Source organism: Qipengyuania vesicularis (genome assembly GCF_019711415.1).
Classification (GTDB): domain Bacteria; phylum Pseudomonadota; class Alphaproteobacteria; order Sphingomonadales; family Sphingomonadaceae; genus Qipengyuania; species Qipengyuania vesicularis.
This window is the reverse complement of sequence record NZ_JAIGNJ010000002.1, coordinates 97,127-122,791: the sequence shown is the minus strand read 5'-3', so window position 1 is coordinate 122,791 and position 25,665 is coordinate 97,127. Positions and strand designations below refer to the sequence as shown.

The following is a 25,665-nucleotide window of genomic DNA, read 5'->3' as shown; positions in this document are numbered from 1 at the left end:
TCAGCGCCGTCCAAGAGCGGCCGAATATGGGGGTCCACATAGGCAAAGGCTGCGCGCATTTCTACCGCGATCTTTGCGAACGATTCGCAAAGATCAGAAGCGCTTGAGTTTCATGATCCCGTGATTTTCGAACGCGCCGGACAGGCGTCTGAAATCTTCCAGCCCGCCGGTCGTCACCGCGAAGCTCTTGCTCCAGAAGGGAAACTTCTGGCCTTCCAGCAGATGGGCAATCCGTTTCGCGATACCCTCTGCCCCATGGACGAAGGAGACGTCCTTTCCGAAGGCCTCGCGCAATTCGGGTTCGAGCAGGGGGAAATGCGTGCAGGCCAGCACAACCGTATCGAGATTCTCGCCGCCCGCCTGCAGCACGAGTCCCGCCGCGGCCTTTGCCACATCGTCCACGCTGACCTCCTCGCCGCGCAGTTTCGCTTCGCCGAGCGCGACGAGGCCGTTGGCGCCATAGCGCAGCAGCTTCTTGCCTTGCGCGAACTCGCGCTCGAGATCGTCGACGTAGCGCTGACGCACGGTTGCCTCGGTGCCGAGCAAGCCGATCGTACCGGTCTTGGTGAGCGCGGCGGCTGGCTTGATGGCGGGGACCGTGCCCACGATCGGCGTTTCCAGCACTTCACGCACCATGCCGAGCGCAATCGTGCTCGCGGTGTTGCAGGCAATACAGATCAGGCGCGGATTGTAGCGTTCTGCCATCCGGCCCAGCAGCCCTGCGACGCGCGCTGCCACTTCCGCCTCGCTCTTCGCGCCATAGGGCAGGCCCGCCATGTCGGCCGCGTAGATGACCGGCGCATCGGGCATCAGCTTGCGCAATTCGGCAAGCACGGTGAGCCCGCCGACGCCGGAATCGAACAGCAGGATGGGGCTGGAAGAGTTCAAATCGGTCCCTTTTGCTTGCTCCATGCTTGCCGGAGCGGCGCAATTCCCTCTAGATGCGTGGCTAGACAAAAAGGCAAGCCTTTCACAAGCCTTGCTCCAGGCACGGGGGACCGCCGGAATGGATTTCGGAACCGATTTCACCATCAATGTGCTGTGGGCGTCGCTCCTCGGCTATGCCTTCGGGTCTATCCCGTTCGGGCTGATCCTCGCGAAGCTCGCCGGCAAGGGCGATATCCGCCAGCAGGGCAGCGGCAATATCGGGGCGACGAACGTCCTGCGCACGGGCAGCAAGTGGCTGGCAGCGGCGACCCTGCTGCTCGACCTTGCCAAGGGTCTGGTACCCGTGCTGATCGCCTGGAACCTGTTCTGGCAGGAGGTGGGCTGGACTGCGCTCTTCGCCGTGATCGGCCATTGTTTCCCTATTTGGCTGGGCTTCAAGGGCGGCAAGGGCGTTGCGACCAATGCGGGTGTCGCCTTCGGGCTCGGCTGGGTCTTCGGCGCGGCTTATGCGGTGACGTGGATCGCGGTACTCGCCATCACGCGCATCAGCTCGCTCGCCGGGATGAGCGCGGTCGTGGTGACTGCAGTTGTCGCCTTCTATTTCCGCGAGACGACCATCGCCTATGTTTTGACGCTTATCGCAGTGCTGGTGCTGTTCCTCCACCGTGAGAACATCAAGCGCCTTGCCAGCGGAACCGAACCGAAAGTCGGCCAGAAGGGGTGAACGACGCTTCGCACACGAAGCCTGCGCCACTGTCGCAGGACGAAGCCTTTGCGCGTATCCGGCTGCTGCGCTCACCCAATATCGGGCCGGTCAGCTATGCCATGTTGCTGGCCCGTTTCGGAACTGCGGCGGAAGCGCTGGACGCGCTGCCCGATCTTGGGAAGCGGGGAGGGCGGCAGTATCGGGCTGCTGCTGCCGACCGGATCGAGCGCGAGGTCGATGCCGTCCGCAGGGCAGGGGCGAAGTACCTATTCCACGACCAGTCGGACTATCCCCGCTTGCTGGGCGAGATCGACGGTGCCCCGCCGATCGTGACCTATCGCGGCGATCTGTCACTGGCGGCAAAGCCCTGTGTCGCGATGGTCGGCGCGCGCAACGCCAGCGCGGCGGCGGTCAAGCTGGCACGCGATTTCGGCAAGGGGTTGGCGGACGCGGGCTTCACGGTCGTGTCGGGTTTGGCGCGCGGGATCGACGGGGCGGCGCATGAAGGCGCGATGCCGCAGACTATTGGAGTGATCGCGAGCGGGATCGACATCGCCTATCCCCCGCAGCACGAAGCCTTGCAGGAGCGGATCGCCAGCGAAGGCCTGCTGATCGCCGAGCAACCTCCGGGCACAGAGCCGCGCGGCAGCCACTTCCCCAGCCGCAACCGCATCATTGCGGGACTGGCTTCGGGCACGCTGGTGGTGGAGGCGGCGGTCAAGTCGGGCAGCCTCATCACTGCACGGCTGGCGGGCGAGGCCGGGCGCGAAGTCATGGCGATCCCCGGCAGCCCGCTCGAAGCGCGCAGCCATGGCTGCAATCACCTCATTCGCGAAGGCGCAGTCCTGGTGCAATCGCCCGAGGAGGTGGTGGAACTGCTATCGACCTTCACCGGAGAACCTCGATCGACTTTGCGTGAGACCGCATCCGATTTCGACTTCTCTGCCGACGAACTTGCCGATGCGGAGCCGGCGGATATCGCCAGCCTGCTGACGACCGCTCCGATTGCAGTAGACGAGCTGGTCCGCCAGTCCGGCCATGGCGCTGCGGCGGTGCAGCTGGCCCTGCTGGAACTGGAGATCGCAGGGCGGCTCGAACGGCATGCGGCAGGGCGCGTAAGCCTCTCAGCCTGACCTCTCGTCGCTTGTCAGCAACGGTTCATCTGCGGCCTGCGATGAAATGTGATAGAGTATCATTTCACATTCGCGTGGGGAGAGTCGCAATGAAGAAGATCGTCGCAAGCGCCTGCATGGTTTCGCTGCTGGTACCCGGGCCGGCTACTTTGCAGGCGGGATCGGACATTGTGAGCCAACCCGTCCCGACAGCGCGAAGTGGGGGGACCTACTGCCGTTCGCCGGAACCGCTGCCCGATCTTGGCCGCGAGGTGGAGAACCAGCAGCAAGCCCATCCCCATCGGCCGCGGCCCGCTACGGCGGTGCGTACAGCTCCTGCAATGGCCGAAGAGGCGAGCGATCATGATTCCGGACCGCACCCCGCTCCGCCGCCTCCTCCTCCGCCACCGCCGCCTCGCGCCGGGGTTGCCGATGAAGCGGAAGACCGCATCGTGGTCACCGGTAGCCGGGTCGATCGCAAGTCGATGGATTCGCCTGCACCGGAAGCCAGCGTGGAAAGTGCCGAAACGGCAGACCGCAGCCGCTACATGCCGGTGCCTCCACCCTATCCGCCGCGGCCACCGCGTCCGCAGAGCGGTTTGCTCACTGCCGGCGAGCATGACGATCTGCTCAATCCCGAACTCTACGCAGACTATGTGCGCAAGAGCGATCTCGGCCAGCGGCTGAGGGACCTGCCCCTGCTCGACACATCAAGCATCCTGCGCGTCAGGGCGATCGACAGCCGCGGCCAGGCGGTACCCTTCATGCCGATCGAATTGCGCTGCGAGGACGGCAATTCGATCACTCTCAACTCGGTGGCCGATGGTAGCGCCGTCTTCTTCCCGGGCCTCGACCGGCTCAGCGAGAATGTCTGGGTCCGCGCTGGTGACAGCAAGTGGCGCCTGGTTCGCCTGGCCGATGCGGAGGGCGCACAGAGCGTAACCATCCGCACGTCTGACTATGCCTCGAAAGTCCGCAAGCTGGACCTCGCGCTGGTGGTCGATGTCACCGGTTCGATGAGCGACGAGCTTCGCTTCCTCCAGGCGGAATTGCGCACGATCATCGACTCGCTCGAAGCGCGCCATCGCGACATCGATATCCGGGTCGCTTTCAGCTTCTACCGCGACCAGGGCGACGAATTCGTCACCCGCACCTTCGACTTCGACAGCGACGTCCCTCGCGCGCAGACGCGGCTCGCTGCGCAATATGCGACCGGCGGCGGAGACTATGAGGAAGCGATGCAGGATGCGCTGGTGCGCGCGGCCAACCTCGAATGGCGCGACGATGCGGTGAAGTCGTTGCTGCTCGTCGGCGATGCCCCGCCGCATGATGAGGACATCCCGCAGACCTGGCTTGCCGCCGAGCACCTACGTGCCGAGCGCGTCCACGTCGTCCCGGTCGGTGCATCGGGCGTGGCGGATGTGGCCGAATACGTCATGCGCGCCATGGCTGCGGCCACCCAGTCGCGTTACACCTTCCTCACCGACGATAGCGGGATCGGCAATCCGCACGCCAAGCCGGCGATCGATTGCTACCTCGTCACGAGGCTCGACCAGTTGCTGCGCCGCGTGATCGACAGCCAGATCTCTGGACGCCGGATCGAACCGGAAAAGAACGAGGTGATCCGTGCGGTCGGGCAATACGATGCCGGCAAGTGCATCCTGCCTCCCGATTTCGCTGAACAGGTGCGAAAGCAGAAAGACGCTTGACGCTGTGTGAGGGCGGTCCCCATTTTCGCGCGTATACACACGTACACACGTAAGGGACCGCCTCCACTCTCATGCAACTGGTCATCGTAGAATCGCCCGCAAAGGCGAAAACCATCGAGAAATACCTCGGCAAGGACTTCAAGGTCCTCGCCAGTTACGGTCACGTCCGCGACCTGCCGCCCAAGGATGGCAGCGTGCGCCCCGACGAGGATTTCGCGATGGACTGGGAACTCTATCGCGACAAGCAGAGCCGCTTCAAGGAAATCGCGGACAACGCCAAGAAGGCCGACCGCCTCGTGCTCGCGACCGACCCTGATCGCGAAGGCGAAGCGATCAGCTGGCACGTCAAGGAACTGCTAGCCAAGCGCAAGGCGCTGCCCGAGAAGGTCGACCGCGTCACCTTCAACGCCATCACCAAGGCAGCCGTCACCGATGCGATGAAGGCCCCGCGCGAGCTCGACCAGGACCTTATCGACGCATACCTCGCCCGCCGCGCACTCGACTATCTCTATGGCTTTACGCTCTCGCCAGTGCTCTGGCGCCGCCTGCCGGGCGCGAAAAGCGCGGGCCGCGTGCAGTCAGTTGCGCTGCGCCTGATCGTCGACCGCGAGATCGAGATCGAGCACTTCAAGGCGGACGAATACTGGTCGGTCCTCGCCAAGCTGGAGCAGGACGGGACCGAGTTCGACGCGCGGCTGGTCAAGTATGACGGCAACAAGCTGCAGAAGCTGACGCTGGGCGATGAAGGCAGCGCCAAAGCCGCGAAGAAAGCGGTCGAGGATGCGCGCTTCACGGTCGAGGAGATCGAGACCAAGCCGCTCAAGCGCAGCCCCGCGCCGCCGTTCACCACCTCGACACTGCAGCAGGAAGCCGCGCGCAAGCTGGGATTCTCGGCAAGCCACACCATGCGCCTCGCCCAGTCGCTCTACGAGGCAGGGCACATCACCTACATGCGTACCGACGGCGTCCAGATGGACGGCAGCGCGATCGACGCCTGCCGCAAGGCCATCGCCAACCGCTATGACGCCTATTACCTGCCCGACAAGCCGCGGTTCTATGCCACCAAGGCCAAGAATGCGCAGGAAGCCCACGAGGCGATCCGCCCGACCGATTTCAGCCGCGACAAGGCGGGGCCGGGTGACGAGGGCCGCCTCTACGACCTCATCTTCAAGCGTGCGATGGCGAGCCAGATGGCCTCTGCCAACCTTGAGCGCACCACGATCACTCTGCGCGATGGCACCGGCAAGCACGAGCTGCGCGCGACCGGCCAGGTGGTGAAATTCCCCGGCTATTTCGCCGTCTACCAGGAAGGCCGCGACGAGCCTTCGGAAGATGATGAAGACGGCCTGCTGCCGAACATGAGCAAGGGCGACAGCCCGCTGAAGAGGGCGGTCGAGGCCAACCAGCACTTCACCCAGCCGCCGCCGCGTTTCAGCGAAGCGAGCCTGGTGAAGCGCCTCGAAGAACTCGGCATCGGGCGGCCGTCGACTTATGCCTCCACGCTCCAGACGCTGCGCGATCGCAACTATGTGCGAATGGAGAAAAATCGTTTCTTTGCAGAGGAATCGGGCCGTCTCCTCACGGCATTTCTCGAGCGGTTTTTCGAGCGCTACGTGTCCTTCGATTTCACCGCTGGCATGGAAGACGAACTCGATACCGTGTCCGACGGGCGCGAGGAGTGGAAGAAGCTGCTCGCCGAATTCTGGCGAGACTTCAAGCCGAAGACCGAAGAGATCATGGAGAAGAAGCCCTCGGAAGTGACCGAGGTGCTCGACGATTTCCTTGCCGACTATCTCTTCCCCGAACGCGCCGACGGCAAGGACCCGCGGCATTGCCCGCTATGCGAGACTGAAGGCCGCGAAGGCGGCAGGTTGGCATTGCGCGGCGGCCGCTATGGCGCCTTCGTGGCGTGTGCCAATTATCCCGAATGCAAGTTCACCCGCCAGTTTGCCAAGCCCGGTAGCGAGGGTGAGGATGGGGCGGATGATGGCGTGATGGGCGAGGACCCGGAAACGGGCCTGCCGGTCGAGCGCAAGAGCGGCCGTTTCGGCCCCTATGTCCAGCTCGGCGAGGGCAAGGACGCCAAACGCGCGAGCATTCCCAAGGATCTCGACGATTTCGATCTCGAATGGGCGCTGAAGCTACTGAGCCTGCCGCGCATCGTCGGAGCGCATCCCGAAACGGGCAAGGAGATCGAGGCTGCCATCGGGCGCTACGGCCCCTACCTGCGCCACGACGGCAAATACGGGAAGCTCTCATCGACCCGCGATGTCTTCGAAGTCGGCATGAATGCCGCTGTGACAATTCTTGCCGAAGCGGCCAACCGCAAGGGCGGCGGACGCGGCAAGGCAGAGCCGATCAAGACGCTGGGAGAACACCCGACCAGCGGCGGTGAGATCAAGGTCATGCCGGGCCGCTACGGTCCCTATGTCACCGACGGCACCACCAACGCCACGATCCCCAAGGACGTAAAGCCCGAGGATGTGACCGAGGCGCAGGCGATCGAACTGATCGATGCCCGCGCGGCCAAGGGTCCGGCGAAAAAGAAACGCAAGGCTCCGGCCAAGAAGAAGGCCGCGCCGAAGAAGAAGGCTGCGGCCAAGAAGAAGGCCGACTGATGGGCAAGGAGCGCTTCGAGCGTCACAAACAACCCTGGACGGGCGAGGAGGCGGGCCAGCTCCGCACCCTCGCCGCCAAGGGGCAGGGCCTGAAGCAGATTGCAAAGGCGCTGGGCCGAAGCGAGGAATCCACCAAGGACTTCGCCAAGAATAACAAGATCAAGGTGGCGAAAAAGCGGTAGAGACGCGTATCGCAATGAGCAAATGGCGTCCGGTTGAAGTGCAAGCCGCTCTGTGTCACTCTGCACGCATCTTTCCGGGGAGAGGCATGTGCTCGAAGCGCTGAAGTACGGATTTTCCAATTACTTCAATTTTGCAGGGACGACCGGACGCCGACTGTTCTGGTTCTGGGTCCTCGGCATCTTCGTCATTGCCTTCATCCTCAGCCTGATCGACGTTTTCGTCATCGATCCCGCGCTTGGCGTGCCCTCGACGGGAGAGGATGCGCAAAACCCCTTGGCGTGGCTCTTCGCGCTGTTCACGATCATTCCCAATATCGCGATGGGCGTGCGCCGCCTGCGCGATGCAGGGTACAGCCCGTGGTTGATCCTGTTGGGGCTTATCCCTTTCGTGAACCTGGTCCTGATCTACTTTTACGTGCAGCCGACCAAGGCAGGGAGTGAACTATGAGACATTTTCGCGTTTGCATGCAGGCAGCAGCAGTCGGTCTCGGTGTTCTTGCACTCGGCGCATGCGGAGCCGCTCCGGATGAGGCAGACCCAGCTGATCCGGTAACAGAAGCTTCCAGCGACCCGGTCGCCGAAGCGGCCGGGGACCAGCCGCCGGAAGTTACGGGCGACTACGACGAAGCAACCGTTCTTGCCGCGCAGGCATGCCACGACAAGGTGTGGCTCGAGGATGCGCGTTTCAGCAACCTTCCGAACGCCGCTGTTTCAATCGATCCGGCGAGCCTTGACGACGATGACCCCGCCATAGGTTGGACCGTCGAGTGGGATGATCCGCAGGTCTCGGCTGCCGGCACCTGCATCGTCGACGGAAGCAATGTTTCGATAACCGAAGGCTGATGTGGAGAAGGGCTGGGCACTAGCCCTTCCACTCCAGCCCCATTTCCTCGAACATTTCCTTGTCTTCGCTCCAGCGTTCGTCGGTTTTGACGTGGAGGAAGAGGTGGACCTTCTGGCCTAGCAACTCGCTCAGCTCCTCGCGCGCGGCCTGGCCGATGGCCTTGATGCGGCTGCCGCCCTTGCCAAGCACGATGGCGCGCTGGTTGTCGCGCATCACCACGATCTGCTGGTGGATTTCCACACTGCCATCGGGGCGCTGGATGTATTTTTCCGGGCGCACCGCGCTGTCGTAGGGCAGTTCCTCATGCAGCTGCTTGTAGAGCTGTTCGCGGGTGATCTCGGTGGCGAGCAGGCGCTCGCTGGCGTCGGAAACCTGGTCTTCCGGATACATCCACGGGCCTTCGGGCATCAGCTTGGCAAGCGCTTCCTTCATTTCGGGAACGCCGTCGCCCGTGAGCGCGGAGACGAAATAGACCTCGGTGAAATCGACCGCAGCGGTCAACTCCTGCGCGAGGGCCAGCAAGGGCTCTTTCTTCGCCCTGTCGACCTTGTTGAGCACGAGAATCTTGCGCTCGGGCCGCTCCTTCAATGTCTCGAGAAGCGGCTCCAACTCGTGCCGACGCTGTTTGATCGGATCGACCATCAACAGCACCGCATCGGCGGCTTCGGCGCCTTCCCAGGCGGCGCTGACCATCGCGCGGTCGAGCCTGCGCTTGGGCGCGAAGATGCCGGGCGTATCCACGAGGATCATCTGCGTATCGCCATGCAGCGCGATGCCGAGCATCCGCGCCCGCGTGGTCTGCGCCTTGGCGCTGGTGATGGCGACTTTCTGGCCGACGAGCTGGTTGACCAGCGTGGACTTGCCCGCATTGGGGGCGCCGAGCACGGCGACGAGGCCGCAGTGTGTTTTCTCTTGTGTCATATCGTGTCCGTTCGCCCTGAGCTTGTCGAAGGGCTGTTCTTCATTTTTGGTGCGGCGCTAGAAGAAAAGTGGAGGGCTTCGACAAGCTCAGCCCGAACGGGGGAGGGGGAGGCCCTCATCCGAACTTCTCCATGAATTCTTTCGCGGCGGCCTTTTCGGCTTCGCCCTTGCTGCCGGCGGTGGCCGTGGCCTCGCCGACCTTGTGAACCGATACCCTGACCGTGAACTGCGCGGCGTGGTCCGGGCCTGACCGGTCAACAACCTCGTACTCGGGCGGCTTTCGCTGATTGCCGGCAGCCCATTCCTGCAGTGCGCTCTTGGGGTGCTTGCTCTCGCCGGCACCGCTTTCGAGCGCAGGTCGCCACAGCACGTGGATCAGTTTGCGCGCCTCGGCAAACCCGTTCTCGAGATATTGCGCGCCTAGCAGCGCCTCCATCACATCGCCGAGGATATTGTCGCTATCCTTGCCGCCGTCGGCGCGCGCCTGCTTGGAGATGCGCATGTGGTCGGCCAGATCGATCCCGCGCGCAACTGCGGCGCACATCTCGCGGCTGACGATGGCATTGAGACGCTGGGCAAGCTTGCCCTCGGGCGCATCGCTCTGTTCGAAGAGCCAGTGTGCGATCGACAGGCCCAGCACACGATCGCCGAGGAATTCGAGCCGTTCGTAGTCGTTCTTCTCTCCCATGCTGCCATGGGTGAGCGCCGCGTGCCAGACATGTTCATTGGCGACGGTAAAGCCCGTCTTTTCGAGCCACTCGCGGGTTTCGGGTGTGAGGGCGCTCATATGCCGGTCCCGATCCGGTCCCAGCGTGCTGCCGTGAACCAGGTCCAGGGCAGCAGCCATTCCGCGCTGCCGTCGGTCGACCACAGCACCATGCTGGCGCGCGCGACGAGCAAGTCTGCGTCGACCAGCCCCACGCCGCCGCCAGCGGTCGCCGGGAAGCGGCTGTCGAGCGAGTTGTCGCGATTGTCGCCCATCACGAAGATCTGGCCCTTGGGCACGACGATCGGCCCGAAGTTGTCGTTGATCCTCGGCCCGAAATCGATGGTCGAGTAGCTCTTGCCGGAGGGCAAGGTCTCGACAACCAGGCGATATCGGCAGGTGGTCTCGCCCACCACCACGCCGCCATCCGGGCGGCATCCGGTATTCGCGCTCATCGGGATGTCGACAAAGCCGCCACGCTCCTGCGCCAGCGGTTCGCCGTTGAGGATGACCGTGCCGCGCCGCATCGCGATCGTGTCGCCCGGAAGGCCGATGGCGCGCTTTACATAGTCCGTCCCGTCTACCGGGTGCTTGAAGATCACGACATCGCCGCGTTCGGGCAGGCTGGCGAAGATGCGGCCCGGGATCAGCGGCGCCTCCAGAGGCAGCGACAGGCTCGAATAGCCATAGGGCCATTTCGCCGCGACGAGGTAATCGCCATTGCGCAGGCCCGGCAGCATGCTCTCGCTGGGAATGGTGAAGGGCGAGAAGATGAAGCTGCGGAAGATCAGCACCACCGCAACAAGTTTCAGCAGGAACTTGAGGAAATCGCCCCAGCTTTCCTCCTCCTTGGCGGCGGCGCTGGTACCGGATACGAATTCCGGATCGGCATCGGCCTCCGGACTGGCTAGGCGGGGGTTCTCATTCATCGCCGAAACCCCTAGTCGCACCTGCGCGACCATTAAAGGATTTTTGCCCGCCATGACCAAATCCGCCGCAGCCATCTGGAGCGAACTCGGAAACCTCCCGCAACCGACGCTGCTCGAATTGTTCAGCGCCATGCGCGATGGAGGCGAGGGTGCGAACGAACCCGGAGGGGCGGATCGCGTGGCCATGCTGTCGGGTCGGATCGAGCTGGCAGGAGATGCGGCAGGCGATCCCATGGCACCGGGCGGCATCCTGTTCGATTGGTCGAAAACCCATCTCGACCGTGCTGTGCTGGCGAAGTTCGCCGAGCTGGCCGAGGCCATGGATTTCACCGAGAGGCGCCGCAAGCTCTTCGCAGGCGAGGTGGTCAACCCGACCGAGGGACGCGCGGCGGACCATGCGACGCTGCGCGGCGTAGGCGACGAGGCGAAGGTCGAGGAGGCCGCGGCGCTGATCGACCGCATGGGCATGCTGGTCGAGGCGATCCACCAGGGCGCGCTGGGCGAGATCGACCACCTGATCCATATCGGTATCGGCGGCAGCGCGCTGGGCCCCGCGCTGGGCGTCGATGCGCTTGGCCGCGATTTCTCCCGCTGCGACGTGCATGTCGTCTCGAACATCGACGGCGTGGCGCTGGAGGCTGCCTTTGCAAAGTGCGATCCGGCCAAGACGCTGATCGCCGTTGCCAGCAAGACCTTCACCACCATCGAGACAATGACCAACGCCCAGAGCGCGCTCAAATGGCTGGCCGACAACGGCGTCTCCGATCCGGGTGGACGCGTGATTGCCCTCACGGCTAATCCCGAAGGTGCGGTAGAGTGGGGCGTCGACGAGACCCGCATCCTGCCGTTCCAGGAAAGCGTGGGTGGGCGCTACTCGATCTGGTCGAGCATCGGCTTTCCCATCGCCATGGCCGTGGGGATGGACGACTTCCGCGAGATGCTGGCAGGTGCTGCAGCGGTGGACGCGCATTTCCGCGATAGCGACGCAGCCGACAATCTCATCCTGCGTGCATCGTTCGCGGACCTTTACTACACCCGTATCCGCGGCTGCCAGACCCGGGCGGTGTTCGCATATGACGAGCGGCTTGGCCTGTTCCCCGACTACCTCCAGCAGCTGGAAATGGAGAGCAATGGCAAGCGTGTTACGGCCGACATGCAGCCTGTGGACGGCCCGACTGCACCGATTACCTGGGGCGGGGTAGGCACCGACGCGCAGCATGCGGTGTTCCAACTGCTTCACCAGGGCACACATCTGATCCCGGTCGATTTCATTGCGAGCATCGCGCCAGGCGACGAACTCGATCCCGCGCACCACCGGATCCTGCTGATGAACTGCTTCGCGCAAGGCGCAGCACTCATGGCAGGCAAGAAGGGCGAAGATCCGGCGCGCAACTACCCGGGAGACCGCCCGAGCGCGACGATCCTCTGCGACGATCTCGATGCGGCCACGCTAGGCGCGCTGATCGCCTTTCACGAACATCGTACCTTCGCCAGCGCAGTGCTGATGGGGATCAACCCCTTCGACCAGTTCGGAGTCGAGCTCGGAAAGCAGATGGCCAAGGCGATCGAGCAGGGCGGCGAGGAGTTCGATGCGAGTACCGAGGCGCTGCTCGAGGCTGCAGGTCTTTCGGCGTGTTCTTGACAGCGCTGCTGCTCGCGGCGGGTTTTGTGCTGCTCCTCATCGGCGGCGAGTTGCTCGTCCGCGGGGCGTCCCGCCTCGCCGAGGAACTGGGAATGTCGCCCATGCTCGTCGGGCTGGTGGTAGTTGGCCTCGGAACCTCGACGCCCGAATTGGCGGCAAGCGTGCAGGCGGCCATTGCGGGTTCGCCCGGGATTGCCGTCGGCAACATCGTCGGCTCAAACCTTGCGAATACGCTGCTCATTCTGGGCACAGCCGCGTTGATCTCTCCCATCTTCGTCCAGAAGAGCGTGCTCTGGCGCGATGGGATGGTGGGACTGGCGGGGGCCGGCCTCATGCTGGTGCTCGGCCACAGCCTTGGCCTCGACCGGCTGGCGGGAGCCGGTTTCCTGGCGATCCTGCTCGCCTATCTCGTTTTCGCATACCGACAGGAGAGCCAGGGCCAGAAGGCCAATGCTGCAGGCCTGCGCACCGCGGCAGTCGAGCATACCGATCCGGGCCTGCACGGCCATCCGCAAAAGGATCACAAGGGCATCTGGAAGGCGGCGATCTTCTTCCTCGTCGGCATCGGCGTCATCGTTGCGGGCGGCAGCATCCTGGTGAATGCGGCGATCGACATCGCGGAGAGCTTCGGCGTTTCGGATGCGGTCATCGGGCTGACCATCGTTGCCGCCGGAACCTCCGCTCCCGAGCTTGCGACGACGGTGATCGCGGCCATCCGCAAGGAAAGCGATATCGCGCTCGGCAATGTGCTGGGATCGAACATCTACAATATCTTCTTCATCGGCGGCGTCACCGGCCTCGTGGCGCCGGGCCCGATCCCGGGCGGCATCATCGAGTTCGATCTTTGGGTCCTGGCGACTGCTGCCTCCGTCGCCGTGATCTTCGCCTGGACGGGCGGACGGCTCGGCCGGCGCGAAGGCGGCATTCTGCTTGCCGCCTATCTGGCCTTTATCGCCTACACGGTGGCCGCCGCATAAGCCGTTGATGTGCGGCGGATTACTTTACCCTGCCGACGTGATACACTCGGGCCATGAAAGCCTGGTTCGCCCGCCGGTATCTCGACCTGCTCGGGTCGATCTACATCTATAACGAGCATCGCGGTTACACCGCGCTTGACCGTGTGCTCGAAGCGGTGAAGGCGAAACATCCCGAAGCGACCGAGCTGATCGCTGCGGTCGAGAAACACCGCGCAGACGAGCGCAAGCATTACACCATGTTCAAGCGCTGGTTCCAGCTACAGGGCAAGATGCCGATCGCGCTGGACCGGACCTTTGGCCATATCGACCGCTTCATCGAGATCACTTTCGGCACTACGATCGACAGTCTCGACACCGATGCCATCATTGCCAGCGACGATCTGTTCGAACGCCTGTGCCGCGTGATCTCGCTGACCGAAAAGCGCGGACTGAAGCAGGTCGAAATCCTGCTCGATCATCCCATCGTGAAGCAGGACAAGGCGCTGCACCGTATCTTCAAGGTGGTGCATATCGACGAACCCGACCACTTCCTCCCCTATGACAAGTGGCTTGCCGAAAATGCGCGTCGCATGCCTAATGCATGGGAGCGGTGGATCGACCGGATGATCCATTCCGAGCTGCTCTTCATCAAGCTGCCGCTGCTGTTCCTGTGGTTTGGCGCGCCTCGCCGGACGGACTGGCGCGATGCGGGGGAGAGCAATCCCAAGCCCGTCCCGCGTTCTGCAGCCGCAGCCTGAGCCGAAACGCACACCAATGCTGAATCGCTTCTTCAAGCGCCGCGTGGGCTGGATGCTGGTCCGCAATACCGTGGTCAGCACGGGCGTGTTCCTGTTCGGCCTCCTCGCGCTGTGGGTTATGGTGGAGCAGGGCGGCATCAACCCGACGCTGGCAACCGGTATCAGCTTCCTGATGGCCAACAGTATCCACTACATCTTCGGCCGCACGTGGATCTTTAAAGGGACGGATCGAGCGGTCGGGAGCGGCTATGCCATCTTCCTCGCCAATGCACTCGTCGGACTGGCGGTGACGGTGAGCCTGTTCTGGCTGCTGACGACCTACACGCCAATGCACTACCTAGCGGCGAGGGTGCTGGTTTCCGTCTTTGCAGGGCTGGCAATGTTCGCCCTCAACGCGACGATCAATTTTCGGCGGGTGTAGCCGGCAACCGCCAGCCTATCGACTGGACCGCGTCATGGCTCTGGTCTCATCGATGTTCTCCGACGCAAGCGAGAGATGAATTCGGTCGAGCCTGACATCTTCCGATCGACCGGCAATTTCGATGCATTGTACGCCGCGATCCTCGAACGTGAGAGTGGCGCGCGGACGCTTGCCGTACAGGTGATGGAAATCGAGGCCGCCATCCCAGCCCCATTCTTCCCAGGGCGTGTTGGCGAAAAGCTTCATCCAGTGACGACCGTCCATCCGCAGCCAGAGATCGTTACGCTCGTCTTCACGGATTTCCGGCTCGCCTGCTCTTGAACGCAGCATGCGGATGCGCAGGTGATACTCGCCCGGGGTCTCGACCTTCAGACAATAGCGTAAGCCGACATGATTATCGTCTTCTTCATAGCGGTTCGGGCCTCGCCAACGCATGTATCCGCCGTTGGTGGCTGCTTCATCCCGGACGATCTCCCAGTCGGCCACGGGCTGCGCGTCTTCGGCTTCGATCACGAATACACCGTCGACTGGCAGGTATAGCGGCGCATCGCTGGGTGATGCCACTTGGGCGGCCGTGCCGATGGCAAATAATGCAAAGGTCCATAAGGCCATATCTTACCAATCAGCTTCTGGACCTGGCGTTCCTGCAGCTCTGGCGGCTGTGATTCCTATATTGCAGCTTCCACATTGCTACAGGAGATGCGCGCTAGCCAGCTTGTTCGTTGATCAGTCGGCTGACCTGGTCGAAGCCTTCGCTACTTTCGCTGGCAACATCCAGCGGTCGTGCATCAAGACTCGCATGGTGCGTGTTGAGGAATGCTACGGCCAGGTCGCGGTCCCCAAAGCTCGTGAAGGCCAAGGCTGCGATGGCTCCCTGCCGTCTTGCCTGGCCAGGCGGCATCTTGGCCAATCTTCGCGACCGTTTGAACTTGAGCTTGGGTCCGGATTGAGCTTCTGTTTCTTCCCCCGTCATGCGGCGACCTTTCCAGCCGGCATTCGCTTGCCCAATGTGAGATGGGTTTTGCGAGCTTTCCTGAGACGGCGAGCGGTTATTGCGCAAGCCAATGCCGCACCAGGATGATTGGGGCCAAAGAAAACGTCGTTCAAGGCTGTTTCCCCTCGATATTCTCGTTTGTCGCACCGATGTCCTTTGCGCGTTCCTTGCGATACCGGCGAAGGTCGACCTTGTGCGGCGCGTAATAGTGGATCCGCCACACGAGAAAGGCGATGAAAGCAGCCATCAGGATGCCGACACCATAGGCGAGCAAGATGCGATCGCTCATGACCTGGGCGCAAGCCACGCAGCCGAGCGACTTGCCGGCGCATTGACCGCAACCAGAATATCGCGAATGCGTCGACCGTAATGTTCGACGAGGCACGTCGTATCAGGCTGCTTGCGGCATTGGCCTGACGCTCGCATGATCGCGATCTGATGATGATAAAGTAATTGATTGAGATCCATGTCCCGTGCTCCTCCATTTCGCGGAAAGCACGACGGTCTCTCAGTCGCAGGGTCGCGGGGATGGTCCTGCAATCTGCGAGTATTGCCTGAAAAACCGTTTTTGCGCAAGGATTTTGTGCGCCGCACAAAGGATCGATTGACTTTTCCGGCATATGCGACCACATGCCAGCCATCGAAGCGCGCTAGCCAGCGTGAAGCGGCGATGTGAGAGACATCCATCGTCCCGGCCGCGCTTCGGTCTTTTCCCAAGGACTTCCCTTTTCACGCGGGTCGTTTGACACCCGCGCCGCGCGACGAATCCACCCGGATTCCGTCTGCGCGCCGCAAGCATATTGCGAGTATACATGACACAATTCACTGACCTCGGGCTGTCGCAGCCCGTTCTCCAGGCCCTCGATCTGAAGGGCTACAATGAACCCACGCCGATCCAGGCGCAGGCCATTCCGCGCGTTCTCGAAGGACGCGACCTGCTGGGTATTGCCCAGACCGGCACCGGCAAGACCGCTGCTTTCATGCTGCCCAGCATCGATCGCCTGCGCGAGGCGGACAAGCAGACCCCGTTCAAATCCTGCCGCATGCTGGTGCTTGCCCCAACGCGCGAGCTGGCAGGCCAGATCGCGGATAGCGCCAAGGATTACGGCGCGCTGGCGGGCCTCAAGGTCCATTCGATCGTTGGCGGTACTTCGGTCAACAAGGACCGCAACAAGCTGCATCGTGGCACCGACATCCTCGTTGCGACGCCGGGCCGCCTGCTCGACCTGATCGACCAGAAGGCGTTCACCCTCGACAAGGTCGAGGTGCTGGTGCTCGACGAGGCTGACCAGATGCTTGACCTCGGATTTATCCACGCGCTGCGACGTATTAGCCAGCTCGTACCCGATGACCGTCAGACGCTGTTCTTCAGCGCGACCATGCCCAAGCAAATCCAGGAGCTGGTCGGACAATACTGCCGCAACCCTGTGAAGGTCAGCGTCACGCCCGAAAGCACGACGGCAGAGCGCATCGACCAGTATCTCTTCATGGTCCAGCAGGACGAAAAGCAGACGCTGCTCGAAATGATCCTGTCCGAACGCCACAAGGTGCCGGGCGAATTCGAACGCGTGCTCATCTTCGCACGCACCAAGCATGGCTGTGACCGCGTGGTGAAGAAGCTCGGCCAGAGCGGCATTCCCGCCAATGCCATCCACGGCAACAAGAGCCAGCCGCAGCGCCAGCGAGCGCTCGACGAGTTCAAACGCGCCAAGACGCCGATCCTCGTTGCCACCGACGTTGCCGCGCGCGGGATCGATATCCCGGGCGTGAGCCACGTGATCAACTACGAGCTGCCCAACGTACCGGAGCAGTATGTGCACCGCATCGGCCGCACCGCACGTGCGGGCAAGGATGGCATCGCGATTGCCTTCTGCGCCGAGGACGAGCGCGATTACCTCAAGGACATTCGCAAGAAGACCGACGCGGAATTCGAGCGCCTGCCGCTTCCGGACAATTTCCGTGCCGTGGTGGAAGGCGTTGGCCCCACCAAGCGCGAGCAGAAGCCGCGTCTCGCCAGGCCGAAGGTTCGCCCAGCGGGCGGTGCAGCCAAACCCAAGCCGAAGCAGAAGCACCCTGCGCGCAAGGGCAGGCCTGCCAGTGCCGGTCAGGGGCAGGGCGGTCGTCCTGGCGGCAATCGCAACCGTAACCGCAACAGGTCGCGCGGCGTAAGGTAAGTCGGAACTTGCCAAGGCGCGTCCTGTTGGCGAGAGACACGCGCAACAGCTGACAGGAGCGCCGGATGGCCGAGACTTACGATTACGACCTCTTCACGATTGGCGCGGGCTCGGGCGGTGTACGTGCATCGCGCGTCGCCGCTGCACATGGCGCGCGGGTCGCAATCGCCGAGGAGTATCGGGTCGGCGGCACCTGTGTCATTCGTGGCTGCGTGCCGAAGAAGATGCTCGTCTACGGCGCCCACTTCGCCGAGGACCTCGAAGACTGCGCCAACTTCGGCTGGGAAGTCGGGGAGAAGACCTTCAACTGGAAGAAGCTGCGCGACAATGTGTTGAAGGATGTCGACCGGCTCGAGGGCGCATATACGAACACGCTTGAAAACCACGATGTCACCGTTTTCAGCCAGCGGGCCGAAATCTCGGGCGCTCACGAAATCACTCTGGCAGACGGGCAGAAGATCACGGCGAAATATATCCTCATCGCCACCGGCGCACGCCCGCAAATCCCCGATGTCGAGGGCGCGGAGCATGCGATCACCTCGAACGAGGCGTTCCACCTCGACGAGCTTCCCAAGAAAATCATCATCGCGGGCGGCGGATATATCGCCAATGAGTTTGCCGGCATTTTCAACGAGTTCGGCAGCAAGGTCTGCATCGTCAATCGGGGCGACCAGCTATTGCGCAGCTATGACGAGGCTTTGCGTGAACGCTTGCTCCTGATCTCGATGAAGAAGGGCATCGACTTCAAGTTCAACACGAAGTTCGAATACATCAAGCCGTGCGAAGACGGCGGTTTCTTCGTGAAGCTGACCGATTGCGACGAGGAGCGTGTCGACCAGGTCATGTTCGCCACGGGCCGCACGCCGAACACGGGAGGCCTGGGGCTGGACAAGGCGGGCGTCGAGCTCGGCGAGAAGGGCGAGATCAAGGTCGACCGCTTCAGCAAGACCAATGTCGACCACATCTACGCGGTCGGCGATGTCACCGACCGCGTGCAGCTGACCCCGGTGGCGATCCGCGAAGGCCAGGCCTTTGCCGACACGGTCTTCGGCGGCCACGAGCCGGTCGCGGTCGATCACGGCTGCATTCCCAGTGCTGTGTTCAGCCACCCGCCGATTGCCGCCGTCGGCATGACGGAGGGTGAGGCCAAGAACAAGCTGGGCTCGGTCAAGGTATACCTGTCCGACTTCCGACCGATGAAGAATGTGCTCGCCGGGCGGGACGAACGCAGCCTGTTTAAGATGGTCTGCGATGGCGACAGCGGGAAGATCGTTGGCATCCACATGATCGCGCCCGAAGCAGCGGAGATGATGCAGGCAGCTGCGATTGCAGTGAAGGCAGGGCTGACAAAGGCCGATTTCGACGCAACCACGGCCATTCACCCGACCATGGCCGAAGAGCTCGTGCTGATGCGCTAGGCGAGGCGTTCGGGGGAGAGCGATTGCTTGCTCACTCCGACTGCTTCCAGCGCATCGGGCCAGTCGAGCCGCGCAACCAGCGCCTCGGTAGCGAGCGCCATGGCGGGCGATGTCTGGAGGCCAAAGCCGCCTTGGCCTGCAAGCCAGAAGAACCCCGATGCTGCTCCATCGAACCCGGCCACGGGTTGCCGGTCTGGTAGGAAGCTCCTGAGCCCGGCCCATTTGCCAGCGAGCCGTCTGACTTCCAACGTCGTGATTTGTTCGACCCGCCAGGCGGCCAGCGCAATGTCCTCCTCATCCGGCTGGGCGTCGCATGGCTGGCTCGGCCCCTCGTCCATCGGACAGGCGAGCAGGCGGCCCTGTCCCTCAGCCTCGAAATAGAGATCGGGCCCCACCGTCTTGGTGAATGGCCATCCGGACACATTGAGGGCTCCGGCAACGTCGTAGGTAATCACGGTGCGGCGTAGCGGCTGGAGACCGAGCGGTGCGATACCGGCAAGCCGGGCGATATGGTCAGCCCAGGCCCCTGCCGCGTTGACGATCGTCCCGGCCGAATGATGGTCGTTGCGCGTCTCGACAACCCATCGACTGCCCTCTTGGCGCAGGGCGATGACCTCGTTCCCGCAATCGAGCGTGCCGCCCGATTCCAGGAGCTGCTTGCGATGGCCCTCGAGCATGGCATGGGCATCGAGCTTCTTCGCACGGCGATCGAGAATTGCACCCGACAGCCAGTCTTCGCGCAGCACGGGCACGAGCTTGCGCGCCTCATCGGCAGTCAGGCGTTCTACTTCCGGCGCCCACTCCCGGTAGGCGTCGAACAAACCAGCAAGCGCCGCCTCTTCTCCCTTCGCAGCGATAAACAGGGCCGGGTGCTCATGCGCCGCGGGTTCGGTGAGCAGGGGCATGCTGGCCGCGGTCAGTGCGCGGACCATCGGACTTGCCATGTCGTAATGCGCGAAGGCTGCACTGCGCCCGGAGGAGTGAAAGCCGGGCGCGCTCTCCGCTTCGATCACGAGTGTCGAGCCATGCTTTGCGAGCCGTGCTGCCGCAGACAAGCCGGCAATGCCTGCCCCGATCACGATGAAATCGTAATGCGCCATCGGTTGTCCTTGTCCCCGGCGATTGCACGCACATCGGCTAGGCCCTAATCATCACAAAGGCAAAGCACGGAGATGGATCATGGCAGGCAAAGTTCTTGTAACCGGGGGCACGGGCTACATCGCCGGCGAGTTGATCAGGCAGCTGCTCGCCAAGGGCTGGACGGTCCATGCCACCGTGCGCAGCAAGGCCAAGAGCGAGCAGATCCTTCGCAACCGGCTGGGCAACCCCGGCGAAGATCGACTCAGGATCTTCGAAGCCGAATTGATGGACGATGCCGGCTGGGCTGAGGCAGTGGCGGGTTGCACCCATGTCGCCCACGTTGCGTCTCCCATCGCCGCCTCCACGCCGAAGGACGAGAACGAGATGATCGTCCCCGCACGCGAAGGAACACTGCGGGCCTTGCGCTTCGCCCAGGAAGCGGGCGTGAAGCGCTTTGTCCAGACCAGCTCAATGGCGGCGGTCGCCTACGGCCGCAGCGACAAGGTCTATACCGTCGACGAAAGCGACTGGACCGATGTGACGCACCCCGATGTCTACCCCTACGTTAAATCCAAGACCATTGCCGAGCGCGCGGCGCGCGACTGGATGGCGGAGCATGGCGGGGACATGGAGTTTGTCTCGGTCAATCCGTCGATGGTGCTGGGCCCTGTGGAAGATCCGGATTTCTCGCCATCGGTCGAGGCGGTGAAACAGGTGCTCGACGGGTCCATGCCGATGGCGCCCGACCTCGGTTTCGCAATCGTCGACACGCGCGACTGTGCCGACCTGCATGTGCGCTGCCTCGAAGAACCGGGCCTCGCGAACGAGCGCTTCCTTGCCGCGGGCAAGTTCATGAAAATCATCGAGATTGCCGATGTCCTGCGCGAGCGCTTGCCACCCGAACATACACGCAAGGTGCCCAAGAAGGTGATGCCGAACTGGATGGTGTCGGTCCTCAGCCTGTTCAATCCCGGTGTGCGCTCGATCAAAAGCGAGATCGGCAAGACCCGCAATGTCGACGCAAGCCATGCTGAAAAGCGGCTCGGCTGGAAGACCCGGTCCGAAGAAGACAGCGTCGTCGATTGCGCGAAGAGCCTGATCGCCCACGGCGTGGTGAAACCATGACTAGGCTTGCCGGCAAGCGCGTATTGCTGACAGGTGGCAGCGACGGCATCGGCCAGGAACTGGCGAGACAGCTCACCGCCCGGGGCGCAGAGGTGACGCTCACCGGTCGCTCTCCGGAGAAGCTTGCCCGCATGGCGGCCGAAGGTTTTGCGACTATCGAGGCCGATTTCTCGCATTCTGGCGGTGTCGAGGCGGTGGTGAAGGCCTGGGGCGCCGCGCCGCTGGATATCCTCATCAACAATGCCGGGATGGGCCGTGACCACGACTTCCGCCGCGGCGCGGTCGAGGCATCGGATATCGAAGAGAACATCCACGCGAACCTTACTGCGCCCATCCTGCTGGGAGCGCGGCTGCACGAGAACCTCAAGCGCGGCAACGATCCGATGATCGTCAACGTGACGTCCGGTCTTGCGATCACACCGAGCGCTTCCGGGCCGCTCTATTGCGCGACCAAGGCCGGGCTGCGCAGCTATTCGATCGGCGCGCGCGAGCAATTGCGTGAGAGCGGTATTCACCTGCTGGAGGCTCTGCCGCCAATGGTCGAAACACAAATGACCGATGGACGGGAGGGCAAGAAGCTCAGCGTTGCCGAATGCGCAGGCGCCATCGTCGAGGCGATCGAAGACCGTCGCGAGGAGGCCTTCATCGGCATGGTGAAAACGCTGAGGCGCATGCACTCCTTCTCGCCGAAGCTCGCGCAGAAGATCCTGCTGCGGTTTTGAACGCGCAGCTTTGCCCAGCGGAAACAACAGTGCGCATTGCAAGCAAGGCAACCGCGATTCTAATGTCCGCTCCACGAATCGGGTCGCTTGGGGAAGAGTAGCTTTATGAACATGCTGGCATCGCGCGGGCAGCTTCGCGCAAGTTTCCTCCGCTGGGCCCTGTTCCTCGTGCCGCTGTGCCTCCTGCTGGGCTTCCTTTCCGGCCAGCTCGGCGCAGGCCCGAACAGCGCCTGGTTCCAGTCGCTGGAGAAGCCCTCGATTTATCCCGAACCCAAGTGGTTCGGCATCGTCTGGTCGATCCTTTACGTCATGATCGGTTTCGCAGCCGCCTTCGTGGCCTCGGCCTGGGGCGCGCGCGGCAGGGGCGCCGCCCTCACGGTATTTGCGCTGCATTTCGTGCTGAACCTGGCTTGGTCACCGGTGTTTTTCGGGATGCAGGAGTTGGCCCTCGCGCTCGGCCTGTTGGTCGCGATCGTCCTCACCCTGCTCGTCGTGATCGCGCTGTTCTGGAGGGTCCGCAAAATCGCCGGGATACTGCTGCTGCCCTATCTTGCATGGGTCTGCTTTGCGACGCTGCTCAATTACGAGTTCCTGCAACTCAATCCCGATGCGGATGGTGGATCGCAGGGCGACCGGATCGAGCGGGTGCGGATCGGCAATTGAACTGCCGCCCCGCCGCGCCTAGATAGCGCCCATGCAAAGCCAGAACCCGATGATCGCCGACTTCGTCAAACTCGCCAATTCGGCGGCCGGCACACTCGCCGGCATGACCCGCGAGGCGCGCGAGACTGCGCGTGAGCGCGCGAAAGAGGCCTTCGGCGGGATGGATTTCGTGACGCGCGAAGAGTTCGATGCGGTCAAGACCATGGCCGCCAAGGCCCGCGAACAGGCCGAAGACCTCGCCGCTCGCGTCGCCGCGCTGGAAGCCAAGCACAAGTGATCAAACCGGCAGCGATGGTGTAGGCCGTGGCCATGCACCTTCGCGCGCCAGCTATCCTGCTCTCGGCTCGTCCGCATGGCGAGACAGCGGTTATCGCACGCCTGCTGACCGAAGAGAGCGGTGTTGTCGCCGCCTATGTCGCTGGTGGGCGTGGACGACAGCTGCGTCCGGTGGTGATCCCGGGCAACCTCGTCGAAACGGAGATCCGCGCCAAGTCCGACAGCCAGCTACCTTTCGCGCGCCTGGAGCTAACACAAAGCCGTGGGCCCTGGCTGACCGAGCCGCTTCCCGCAGCGGCCATCGCCTGGACCTGTGCCCTGACGGCGAGCGCGCTGGCGGAGCGCAATCCCTATCCCAGCCTCTACTCCGCACTTTCGGGGCTGCTCGATGCCGTGTGCAATGCCCCCTCGGCGCGCGGCTGGGTGCCTGCCTTGGCGAGCTATGAAGTGCTCCTATTGCGAGAGCTTGGCTATGGCGGGGCCAAGCCGGAGATAGCGAGCCTTGAGGAGGCTCTGGAAATTCTGCGCGCAAACGAGGGCCAAATCGCCCGCTACCTGCTTGCCGACACGAGGTCCGACGTTCTAGCCGCAAGGTCACTCCTGATGCAGCGGCTCGAACGGATGGCATAAATGAAACTGGCAATTCTCCCCGGCGACGGGATCGGCCCCGAAGTGACAGCGCAGGCGCGCCGCGTCCTCGATGCCCTGTCGCTCCCGCAGCTCACCATCTGGGAAGGCGATGTCGGGGGCATAGCGTACAAGCGCCATGGCCATCCGCTGCCGCAGGAAACGATCGAGATGGCGCAGGCCGCCGATGCAGTGCTGTTCGGCGCAGTCGGCGATCCAGCATGCGACGATTTGCCGCGCGAACACCGGCCCGAGCAGGCGATACTGGGCCTCCGGAGCGAGCTAGGCCTGTTTGCCAACTTGCGTCCCGCAGCTGGCTATCCGGGGCTGGAGGACATGTCATCGCTGAAACCGGAGGTGGCGCGCGGCATCGACCTGCTGGTCGTCCGCGAGCTCAATGGGGACGTCTATTTCGGCGACAAGGGAGAACGCACCAGCGAGGGCGGGCGCGAGGGCTGGGACGCCATGTCCTACAATGAGGCGGAGGTGCGCCGCATCGCCCACACGGGTTTTCGGGCGGCGCAGAAGCGCAGGGGCAAGCTGACCAGCGTGGACAAGGCTAATGTGCTCGAGACCAGCCGCATCTGGCGCGAGACGGTGGTCGAGGTGGCGAAGGAATACCCGGACGTCGCGCTCGATCACATGTATGTCGACAATGCTGCCATGCAGTTGGTGCGCAGCCCCGGCCAGTTCGACGTCATCCTGACAGGAAACCTCTTCGGCGACATCCTGTCCGACCAGGCGAGCGCCTGCGTCGGCTCGATCGGCCTCCTTGCCAGCGCAAGCCTTGGCGAGCGGCAGACCGAGTTCGGCACCTTTGGTCTCTACGAGCCGATCCATGGCAGCGCGCCCGATATTGCGGGTGAGGGCAAGGCCAATCCGGTTGCCGCGATCCTCAGCCTTGCCATGCTGCTCCGCCACTCGCTGGGCCGCGAGACTGAAGCGGGGCGGATCGAACGCGCCGTCGCCAAGGTTGTGGCGAGCGATGTGCGCGGTGCGGACCTTGGCGGCAGCGCATCGACCGCAGAAATCGGCGATGCCGTCTTGCGAGCGCTGACCGCAGTGTCTTGATATTGAGAAGAAACCGCGTCAGGCGGCCTGCATGACGCTCGATCTCGCGATCATCCTTCCCACGCTCAACGAGCGCGACAACCTTGCCCCGCTGGTGGAGCGGATCGAAGAGGCGCTGGGCGAGAGTGGCTGGGAAGTCCTTGTCATCGATGACAATTCTTCAGATGGGACGGCCGAAGAGGCGCGGCGGCTGGCGCGCGGCGACCGGCGGGTCAGGGTGATCCAGCGCATCGGCCGCAGGGGATTGTCGAGCGCCGCGATCGAGGGCTTTTGCGCAACCGCTGCGCCCTATGTCGCTGTCATGGACGCCGATCACCAGCATGATCCGGCCTTGCTCGTGCCCATGCTGCATGCCGTCCGCTCGGATGGGGCCGACATCGCTGTTGCGAGCCGCTTTGCCGATGGCGCAAGCACCAGCGACTGGTCCGACCCTGAACGCGAGCGCCTGTCGGGGCTGGCCAACAGGCTTGCCCGCAAGCTGACGGGGGTCGAGCTGACCGACCCGATGAGCGGATACTTCCTCCTGCGGACCGAGACAGCCCTCTCGCTCGTGCCGAAACTATCGGGCATCGGTTTCAAGATTTTGCTCGACCTGCTGGCGACATCGGACAAGCCCCTCACGGTACGCGACATACCGATGAACTTTGCCAAGCGCCGTACTGGCGAAAGCAAGCTCGACCGCGCCATCGCGCTCGATTTCCTCGCTGGCCTCTACGACAAGACTTTCGGGCGCTTCATTCCCACCCGGTTCGCGCTGTTCGGTACGGTCGGCGCCATGGGCGTGCTGGTGCATATCGCCATCCTTTACCTCTGCCTGCTGGCCGCTGGTGCGCAATTCGCCTGGAGCCAGGGGATCGCCACTCTAGGCGCGATGAGCTTCAACTTCTGGCTCAACAACTTCCTCACTTACCGCGATCGACGGCTGAAGAGCGCTGGTGAAATGTTCCGCGGCTGGCTGAGCTTCATCGCCGCCTGTTCGGTCGGGGCTTTCGCCAATGTCGCGATAGCCAGCACGCTGTTCGAACGCGGACTTCATTCGCTGCTCGCCGCCCTCGTTGGCATCGCGATCGGGTCGGTATGGAACTACGCCCTCTCCAGCCGCTTCGTCTGGGGGCGTTACTGA

General features: G+C 63.3%; 28 protein-coding genes. 20 read left to right on the top strand and 8 right to left on the bottom strand.

What is annotated here, in order from left to right:
* Positions 1 to 93: 93 nt before the first annotated feature.
* The gene (gene murI, locus K3146_RS06175; RefSeq protein ID WP_247711101.1) at positions 94 to 888 is read right to left on the bottom strand and encodes a glutamate racemase; all 795 of its coding nucleotides are present in this window, start codon (positions 886 to 888) and stop codon (positions 94 to 96) included.
* Between the two features lie 118 nt (positions 889 to 1,006).
* On the opposite strand from murI, the gene plsY reads away from it, so the two are divergent.
* The 7 genes from plsY to K3146_RS06140 all read left to right on the top strand — a co-directional run bounded on the left by plsY (position 1,007) and on the right by K3146_RS06140 (position 8,058).
* The gene (gene plsY / locus K3146_RS06170) at positions 1,007 to 1,612 is read left to right on the top strand and encodes a glycerol-3-phosphate 1-O-acyltransferase PlsY (protein WP_221545412.1); all 606 of its coding nucleotides are present in this window, start codon (positions 1,007 to 1,009) and stop codon (positions 1,610 to 1,612) included.
* On the top strand, positions 1,609 to 2,727 hold the full coding sequence (gene dprA / locus K3146_RS06165; protein ID WP_221545411.1) for a DNA-processing protein DprA: 1,119 nt from the start codon (positions 1,609 to 1,611) through the stop codon (positions 2,725 to 2,727). The genes plsY and dprA overlap by 4 nt, the downstream gene beginning before the upstream one ends.
* Before the next feature lie 89 nt (positions 2,728 to 2,816).
* Positions 2,817 to 4,415: a vWA domain-containing protein gene (locus K3146_RS06160; protein WP_221545410.1), complete on the top strand. Its 1,599-nt coding sequence runs from the start codon at positions 2,817 to 2,819 to the stop codon at positions 4,413 to 4,415.
* A gap of 71 nt (positions 4,416 to 4,486) precedes the next feature.
* Positions 4,487 to 7,033, top strand: a complete 2,547-nt coding sequence (gene topA / locus K3146_RS06155; RefSeq protein ID WP_221545409.1) for a type I DNA topoisomerase — start codon at positions 4,487 to 4,489, stop codon at positions 7,031 to 7,033.
* A complete protein-coding gene (locus tag K3146_RS06150; RefSeq protein ID WP_221545408.1) occupies positions 7,033 to 7,215 on the top strand; it encodes a hypothetical protein in 183 nt (60 codons plus the stop codon). The genes topA and K3146_RS06150 overlap by 1 nt, the downstream gene beginning before the upstream one ends.
* An 88-nt stretch (positions 7,216 to 7,303) precedes the next feature.
* Entirely contained in the window at positions 7,304 to 7,663 is a 360-nt protein-coding gene (locus K3146_RS06145; RefSeq protein ID WP_221545407.1) for a DUF805 domain-containing protein, read from the top strand.
* A complete protein-coding gene (locus tag K3146_RS06140; RefSeq protein WP_221545406.1) occupies positions 7,660 to 8,058 on the top strand; it encodes a hypothetical protein in 399 nt (132 codons plus the stop codon). The genes K3146_RS06145 and K3146_RS06140 overlap by 4 nt, the downstream gene beginning before the upstream one ends.
* A 19-nt stretch (positions 8,059 to 8,077) precedes the next feature.
* Here the strand turns inward: K3146_RS06140 and era are convergent, their stop codons facing one another.
* The 3 genes from era to lepB form a co-directional block, all read right to left on the bottom strand.
* Entirely contained in the window at positions 8,078 to 8,980 is a 903-nt protein-coding gene (gene era / locus K3146_RS06135; protein ID WP_221545405.1) for a GTPase Era, read from the bottom strand.
* A gap of 115 nt (positions 8,981 to 9,095) precedes the next feature.
* Positions 9,096 to 9,767 (bottom strand): ribonuclease III, encoded by a 672-nt coding sequence (gene rnc, locus K3146_RS06130; RefSeq protein ID WP_221545404.1) that lies wholly within the window; start codon positions 9,765 to 9,767, stop codon positions 9,096 to 9,098.
* Positions 9,764 to 10,615 (bottom strand): signal peptidase I, encoded by an 852-nt coding sequence (gene lepB, locus K3146_RS06125; protein WP_221545403.1) that lies wholly within the window; start codon positions 10,613 to 10,615, stop codon positions 9,764 to 9,766. The genes rnc and lepB overlap by 4 nt, the downstream gene beginning before the upstream one ends.
* Positions 10,616 to 10,667: 52 nt before the next feature.
* Here lepB and pgi point away from each other — a divergent pair, with 52 nt between their 5' ends.
* The 4 genes from pgi to K3146_RS06105 are packed head-to-tail and all read left to right on the top strand — an operon-like array spanning position 10,668 to position 14,392.
* Positions 10,668 to 12,257, top strand: a complete 1,590-nt coding sequence (pgi, locus tag K3146_RS06120; protein ID WP_221545402.1) for a glucose-6-phosphate isomerase — start codon at positions 10,668 to 10,670, stop codon at positions 12,255 to 12,257.
* Positions 12,254 to 13,234, top strand: coding sequence for a calcium/sodium antiporter (locus K3146_RS06115; RefSeq protein ID WP_221545401.1), 981 nt, complete (start codon positions 12,254 to 12,256; stop codon positions 13,232 to 13,234). Before pgi ends, K3146_RS06115 begins: the two co-directional genes overlap by 4 nt.
* 53 nt (positions 13,235 to 13,287) lie before the next feature.
* Complete coding sequence (locus tag K3146_RS06110; protein WP_221545400.1) at positions 13,288 to 13,971, top strand: ferritin-like domain-containing protein; 684 nt, start codon at positions 13,288 to 13,290, stop codon at positions 13,969 to 13,971.
* Between the two features lie 16 nt (positions 13,972 to 13,987).
* Positions 13,988 to 14,392, top strand: coding sequence for a GtrA family protein (locus K3146_RS06105; protein WP_221545399.1), 405 nt, complete (start codon positions 13,988 to 13,990; stop codon positions 14,390 to 14,392).
* 15 nt (positions 14,393 to 14,407) lie between these two features.
* On the opposite strand, the gene K3146_RS06100 is transcribed toward K3146_RS06105, so the two are convergent.
* From K3146_RS06100 to K3146_RS06090, 3 genes are all read right to left on the bottom strand, one after another.
* Positions 14,408 to 14,956, bottom strand: coding sequence for a hypothetical protein (locus K3146_RS06100; protein ID WP_221545398.1), 549 nt, complete (start codon positions 14,954 to 14,956; stop codon positions 14,408 to 14,410).
* A 142-nt stretch (positions 14,957 to 15,098) separates the two neighbouring features.
* Positions 15,099 to 15,365, bottom strand: a complete 267-nt coding sequence (locus tag K3146_RS06095) for an antitoxin Xre/MbcA/ParS toxin-binding domain-containing protein (RefSeq protein ID WP_221545397.1) — start codon at positions 15,363 to 15,365, stop codon at positions 15,099 to 15,101.
* A 130-nt stretch (positions 15,366 to 15,495) separates the two neighbouring features.
* The gene (locus K3146_RS06090; protein ID WP_221545396.1) at positions 15,496 to 15,675 is read right to left on the bottom strand and encodes a hypothetical protein; all 180 of its coding nucleotides are present in this window, start codon (positions 15,673 to 15,675) and stop codon (positions 15,496 to 15,498) included.
* A gap of 523 nt (positions 15,676 to 16,198) precedes the next feature.
* On the opposite strand from K3146_RS06090, the gene K3146_RS06085 reads away from it, so the two are divergent.
* Positions 16,199 to 17,560, top strand: coding sequence for a DEAD/DEAH box helicase (locus K3146_RS06085; protein ID WP_221545395.1), 1,362 nt, complete (start codon positions 16,199 to 16,201; stop codon positions 17,558 to 17,560).
* 65 nt (positions 17,561 to 17,625) lie between these two features.
* Positions 17,626 to 18,978, top strand: a complete 1,353-nt coding sequence (gene gorA, locus K3146_RS06080; RefSeq protein ID WP_221545394.1) for a glutathione-disulfide reductase — start codon at positions 17,626 to 17,628, stop codon at positions 18,976 to 18,978.
* Here gorA and K3146_RS06075 read toward each other — a convergent pair.
* Entirely contained in the window at positions 18,975 to 20,078 is a 1,104-nt protein-coding gene (locus tag K3146_RS06075) for an NAD(P)/FAD-dependent oxidoreductase (protein ID WP_221545393.1), read from the bottom strand. The genes gorA and K3146_RS06075 overlap by 4 nt on opposite strands.
* A 79-nt stretch (positions 20,079 to 20,157) precedes the next feature.
* Between K3146_RS06075 and K3146_RS06070 the strand changes: the two genes are divergently transcribed.
* The 7 genes from K3146_RS06070 (at position 20,158) to K3146_RS06040 (ending at position 25,665) form a co-directional block, all read left to right on the top strand.
* The gene (locus K3146_RS06070; protein ID WP_221545392.1) at positions 20,158 to 21,183 is read left to right on the top strand and encodes an NAD-dependent epimerase/dehydratase family protein; all 1,026 of its coding nucleotides are present in this window, start codon (positions 20,158 to 20,160) and stop codon (positions 21,181 to 21,183) included.
* Positions 21,180 to 21,905, top strand: coding sequence for an SDR family NAD(P)-dependent oxidoreductase (locus K3146_RS06065; protein WP_221545391.1), 726 nt, complete (start codon positions 21,180 to 21,182; stop codon positions 21,903 to 21,905). Before K3146_RS06070 ends, K3146_RS06065 begins: the two co-directional genes overlap by 4 nt.
* Before the next feature lie 105 nt (positions 21,906 to 22,010).
* Positions 22,011 to 22,568 carry a TspO/MBR family protein gene (locus K3146_RS06060; RefSeq protein ID WP_221545390.1) on the top strand — a complete coding sequence of 186 codons (558 nt, stop codon included), beginning with the start codon at positions 22,011 to 22,013 and terminating at the stop codon, positions 22,566 to 22,568.
* Positions 22,569 to 22,599: 31 nt separating this feature from the next.
* The gene (locus K3146_RS06055; RefSeq protein WP_221545389.1) at positions 22,600 to 22,845 is read left to right on the top strand and encodes an accessory factor UbiK family protein; all 246 of its coding nucleotides are present in this window, start codon (positions 22,600 to 22,602) and stop codon (positions 22,843 to 22,845) included.
* A gap of 32 nt (positions 22,846 to 22,877) precedes the next feature.
* Complete coding sequence (gene recO / locus K3146_RS06050; protein WP_221545888.1) at positions 22,878 to 23,474, top strand: DNA repair protein RecO; 597 nt, start codon at positions 22,878 to 22,880, stop codon at positions 23,472 to 23,474.
* On the top strand, positions 23,475 to 24,542 hold the full coding sequence (gene leuB / locus K3146_RS06045) for a 3-isopropylmalate dehydrogenase (protein WP_221545388.1): 1,068 nt from the start codon (positions 23,475 to 23,477) through the stop codon (positions 24,540 to 24,542).
* 31 nt (positions 24,543 to 24,573) lie between these two features.
* Positions 24,574 to 25,665: a glycosyltransferase family 2 protein gene (locus tag K3146_RS06040; RefSeq protein WP_221545387.1), complete on the top strand. Its 1,092-nt coding sequence runs from the start codon at positions 24,574 to 24,576 to the stop codon at positions 25,663 to 25,665.

Bases quoted from the DNA above. Each gene is read 5' to 3' on its own strand.
- lepB (WP_221545403.1), bottom strand. From the start codon at position 10,615: ATGAATGAGAACCCCCGCCTAGCCAGTCCGGAGGCCGATGCCGATCCG.
- K3146_RS06085 (WP_221545395.1), top strand. From the start codon at position 16,199: ATGACACAATTCACTGACCTCGGGCTGTCGCAGCCCGTTCTCCAGGCC.
- K3146_RS06065 (WP_221545391.1), top strand. From the start codon at position 21,180: ATGACTAGGCTTGCCGGCAAGCGCGTATTGCTGACAGGTGGCAGCGAC.
- era (WP_221545405.1), bottom strand. From the start codon at position 8,980: ATGACACAAGAGAAAACACACTGCGGCCTCGTCGCCGTGCTCGGCGCC.
- K3146_RS06060 (WP_221545390.1), top strand. From the start codon at position 22,011: ATGAACATGCTGGCATCGCGCGGGCAGCTTCGCGCAAGTTTCCTCCGC.
- leuB (WP_221545388.1), top strand. From the start codon at position 23,475: ATGAAACTGGCAATTCTCCCCGGCGACGGGATCGGCCCCGAAGTGACA.
- K3146_RS06160 (WP_221545410.1), top strand. From the start codon at position 2,817: ATGAAGAAGATCGTCGCAAGCGCCTGCATGGTTTCGCTGCTGGTACCC.
- plsY (WP_221545412.1), top strand. From the start codon at position 1,007: ATGGATTTCGGAACCGATTTCACCATCAATGTGCTGTGGGCGTCGCTC.
- pgi (WP_221545402.1), top strand. From the start codon at position 10,668: ATGACCAAATCCGCCGCAGCCATCTGGAGCGAACTCGGAAACCTCCCG.
- K3146_RS06150 (WP_221545408.1), top strand. From the start codon at position 7,033: ATGGGCAAGGAGCGCTTCGAGCGTCACAAACAACCCTGGACGGGCGAG.
- K3146_RS06140 (WP_221545406.1), top strand. From the start codon at position 7,660: ATGAGACATTTTCGCGTTTGCATGCAGGCAGCAGCAGTCGGTCTCGGT.
- K3146_RS06040 (WP_221545387.1), top strand. From the start codon at position 24,574: ATGACGCTCGATCTCGCGATCATCCTTCCCACGCTCAACGAGCGCGAC.
- topA (WP_221545409.1), top strand. From the start codon at position 4,487: ATGCAACTGGTCATCGTAGAATCGCCCGCAAAGGCGAAAACCATCGAG.
- K3146_RS06075 (WP_221545393.1), bottom strand. From the start codon at position 20,078: ATGGCGCATTACGATTTCATCGTGATCGGGGCAGGCATTGCCGGCTTG.
- K3146_RS06105 (WP_221545399.1), top strand. From the start codon at position 13,988: ATGCTGAATCGCTTCTTCAAGCGCCGCGTGGGCTGGATGCTGGTCCGC.
- K3146_RS06090 (WP_221545396.1), bottom strand. From the start codon at position 15,675: ATGAGCGATCGCATCTTGCTCGCCTATGGTGTCGGCATCCTGATGGCT.
- K3146_RS06070 (WP_221545392.1), top strand. From the start codon at position 20,158: ATGGCAGGCAAAGTTCTTGTAACCGGGGGCACGGGCTACATCGCCGGC.
- recO (WP_221545888.1), top strand. From the start codon at position 22,878: ATGCACCTTCGCGCGCCAGCTATCCTGCTCTCGGCTCGTCCGCATGGC.
- rnc (WP_221545404.1), bottom strand. From the start codon at position 9,767: ATGAGCGCCCTCACACCCGAAACCCGCGAGTGGCTCGAAAAGACGGGC.
- K3146_RS06110 (WP_221545400.1), top strand. From the start codon at position 13,288: ATGAAAGCCTGGTTCGCCCGCCGGTATCTCGACCTGCTCGGGTCGATC.
- K3146_RS06095 (WP_221545397.1), bottom strand. From the start codon at position 15,365: ATGACGGGGGAAGAAACAGAAGCTCAATCCGGACCCAAGCTCAAGTTC.
- gorA (WP_221545394.1), top strand. From the start codon at position 17,626: ATGGCCGAGACTTACGATTACGACCTCTTCACGATTGGCGCGGGCTCG.
- K3146_RS06055 (WP_221545389.1), top strand. From the start codon at position 22,600: ATGCAAAGCCAGAACCCGATGATCGCCGACTTCGTCAAACTCGCCAAT.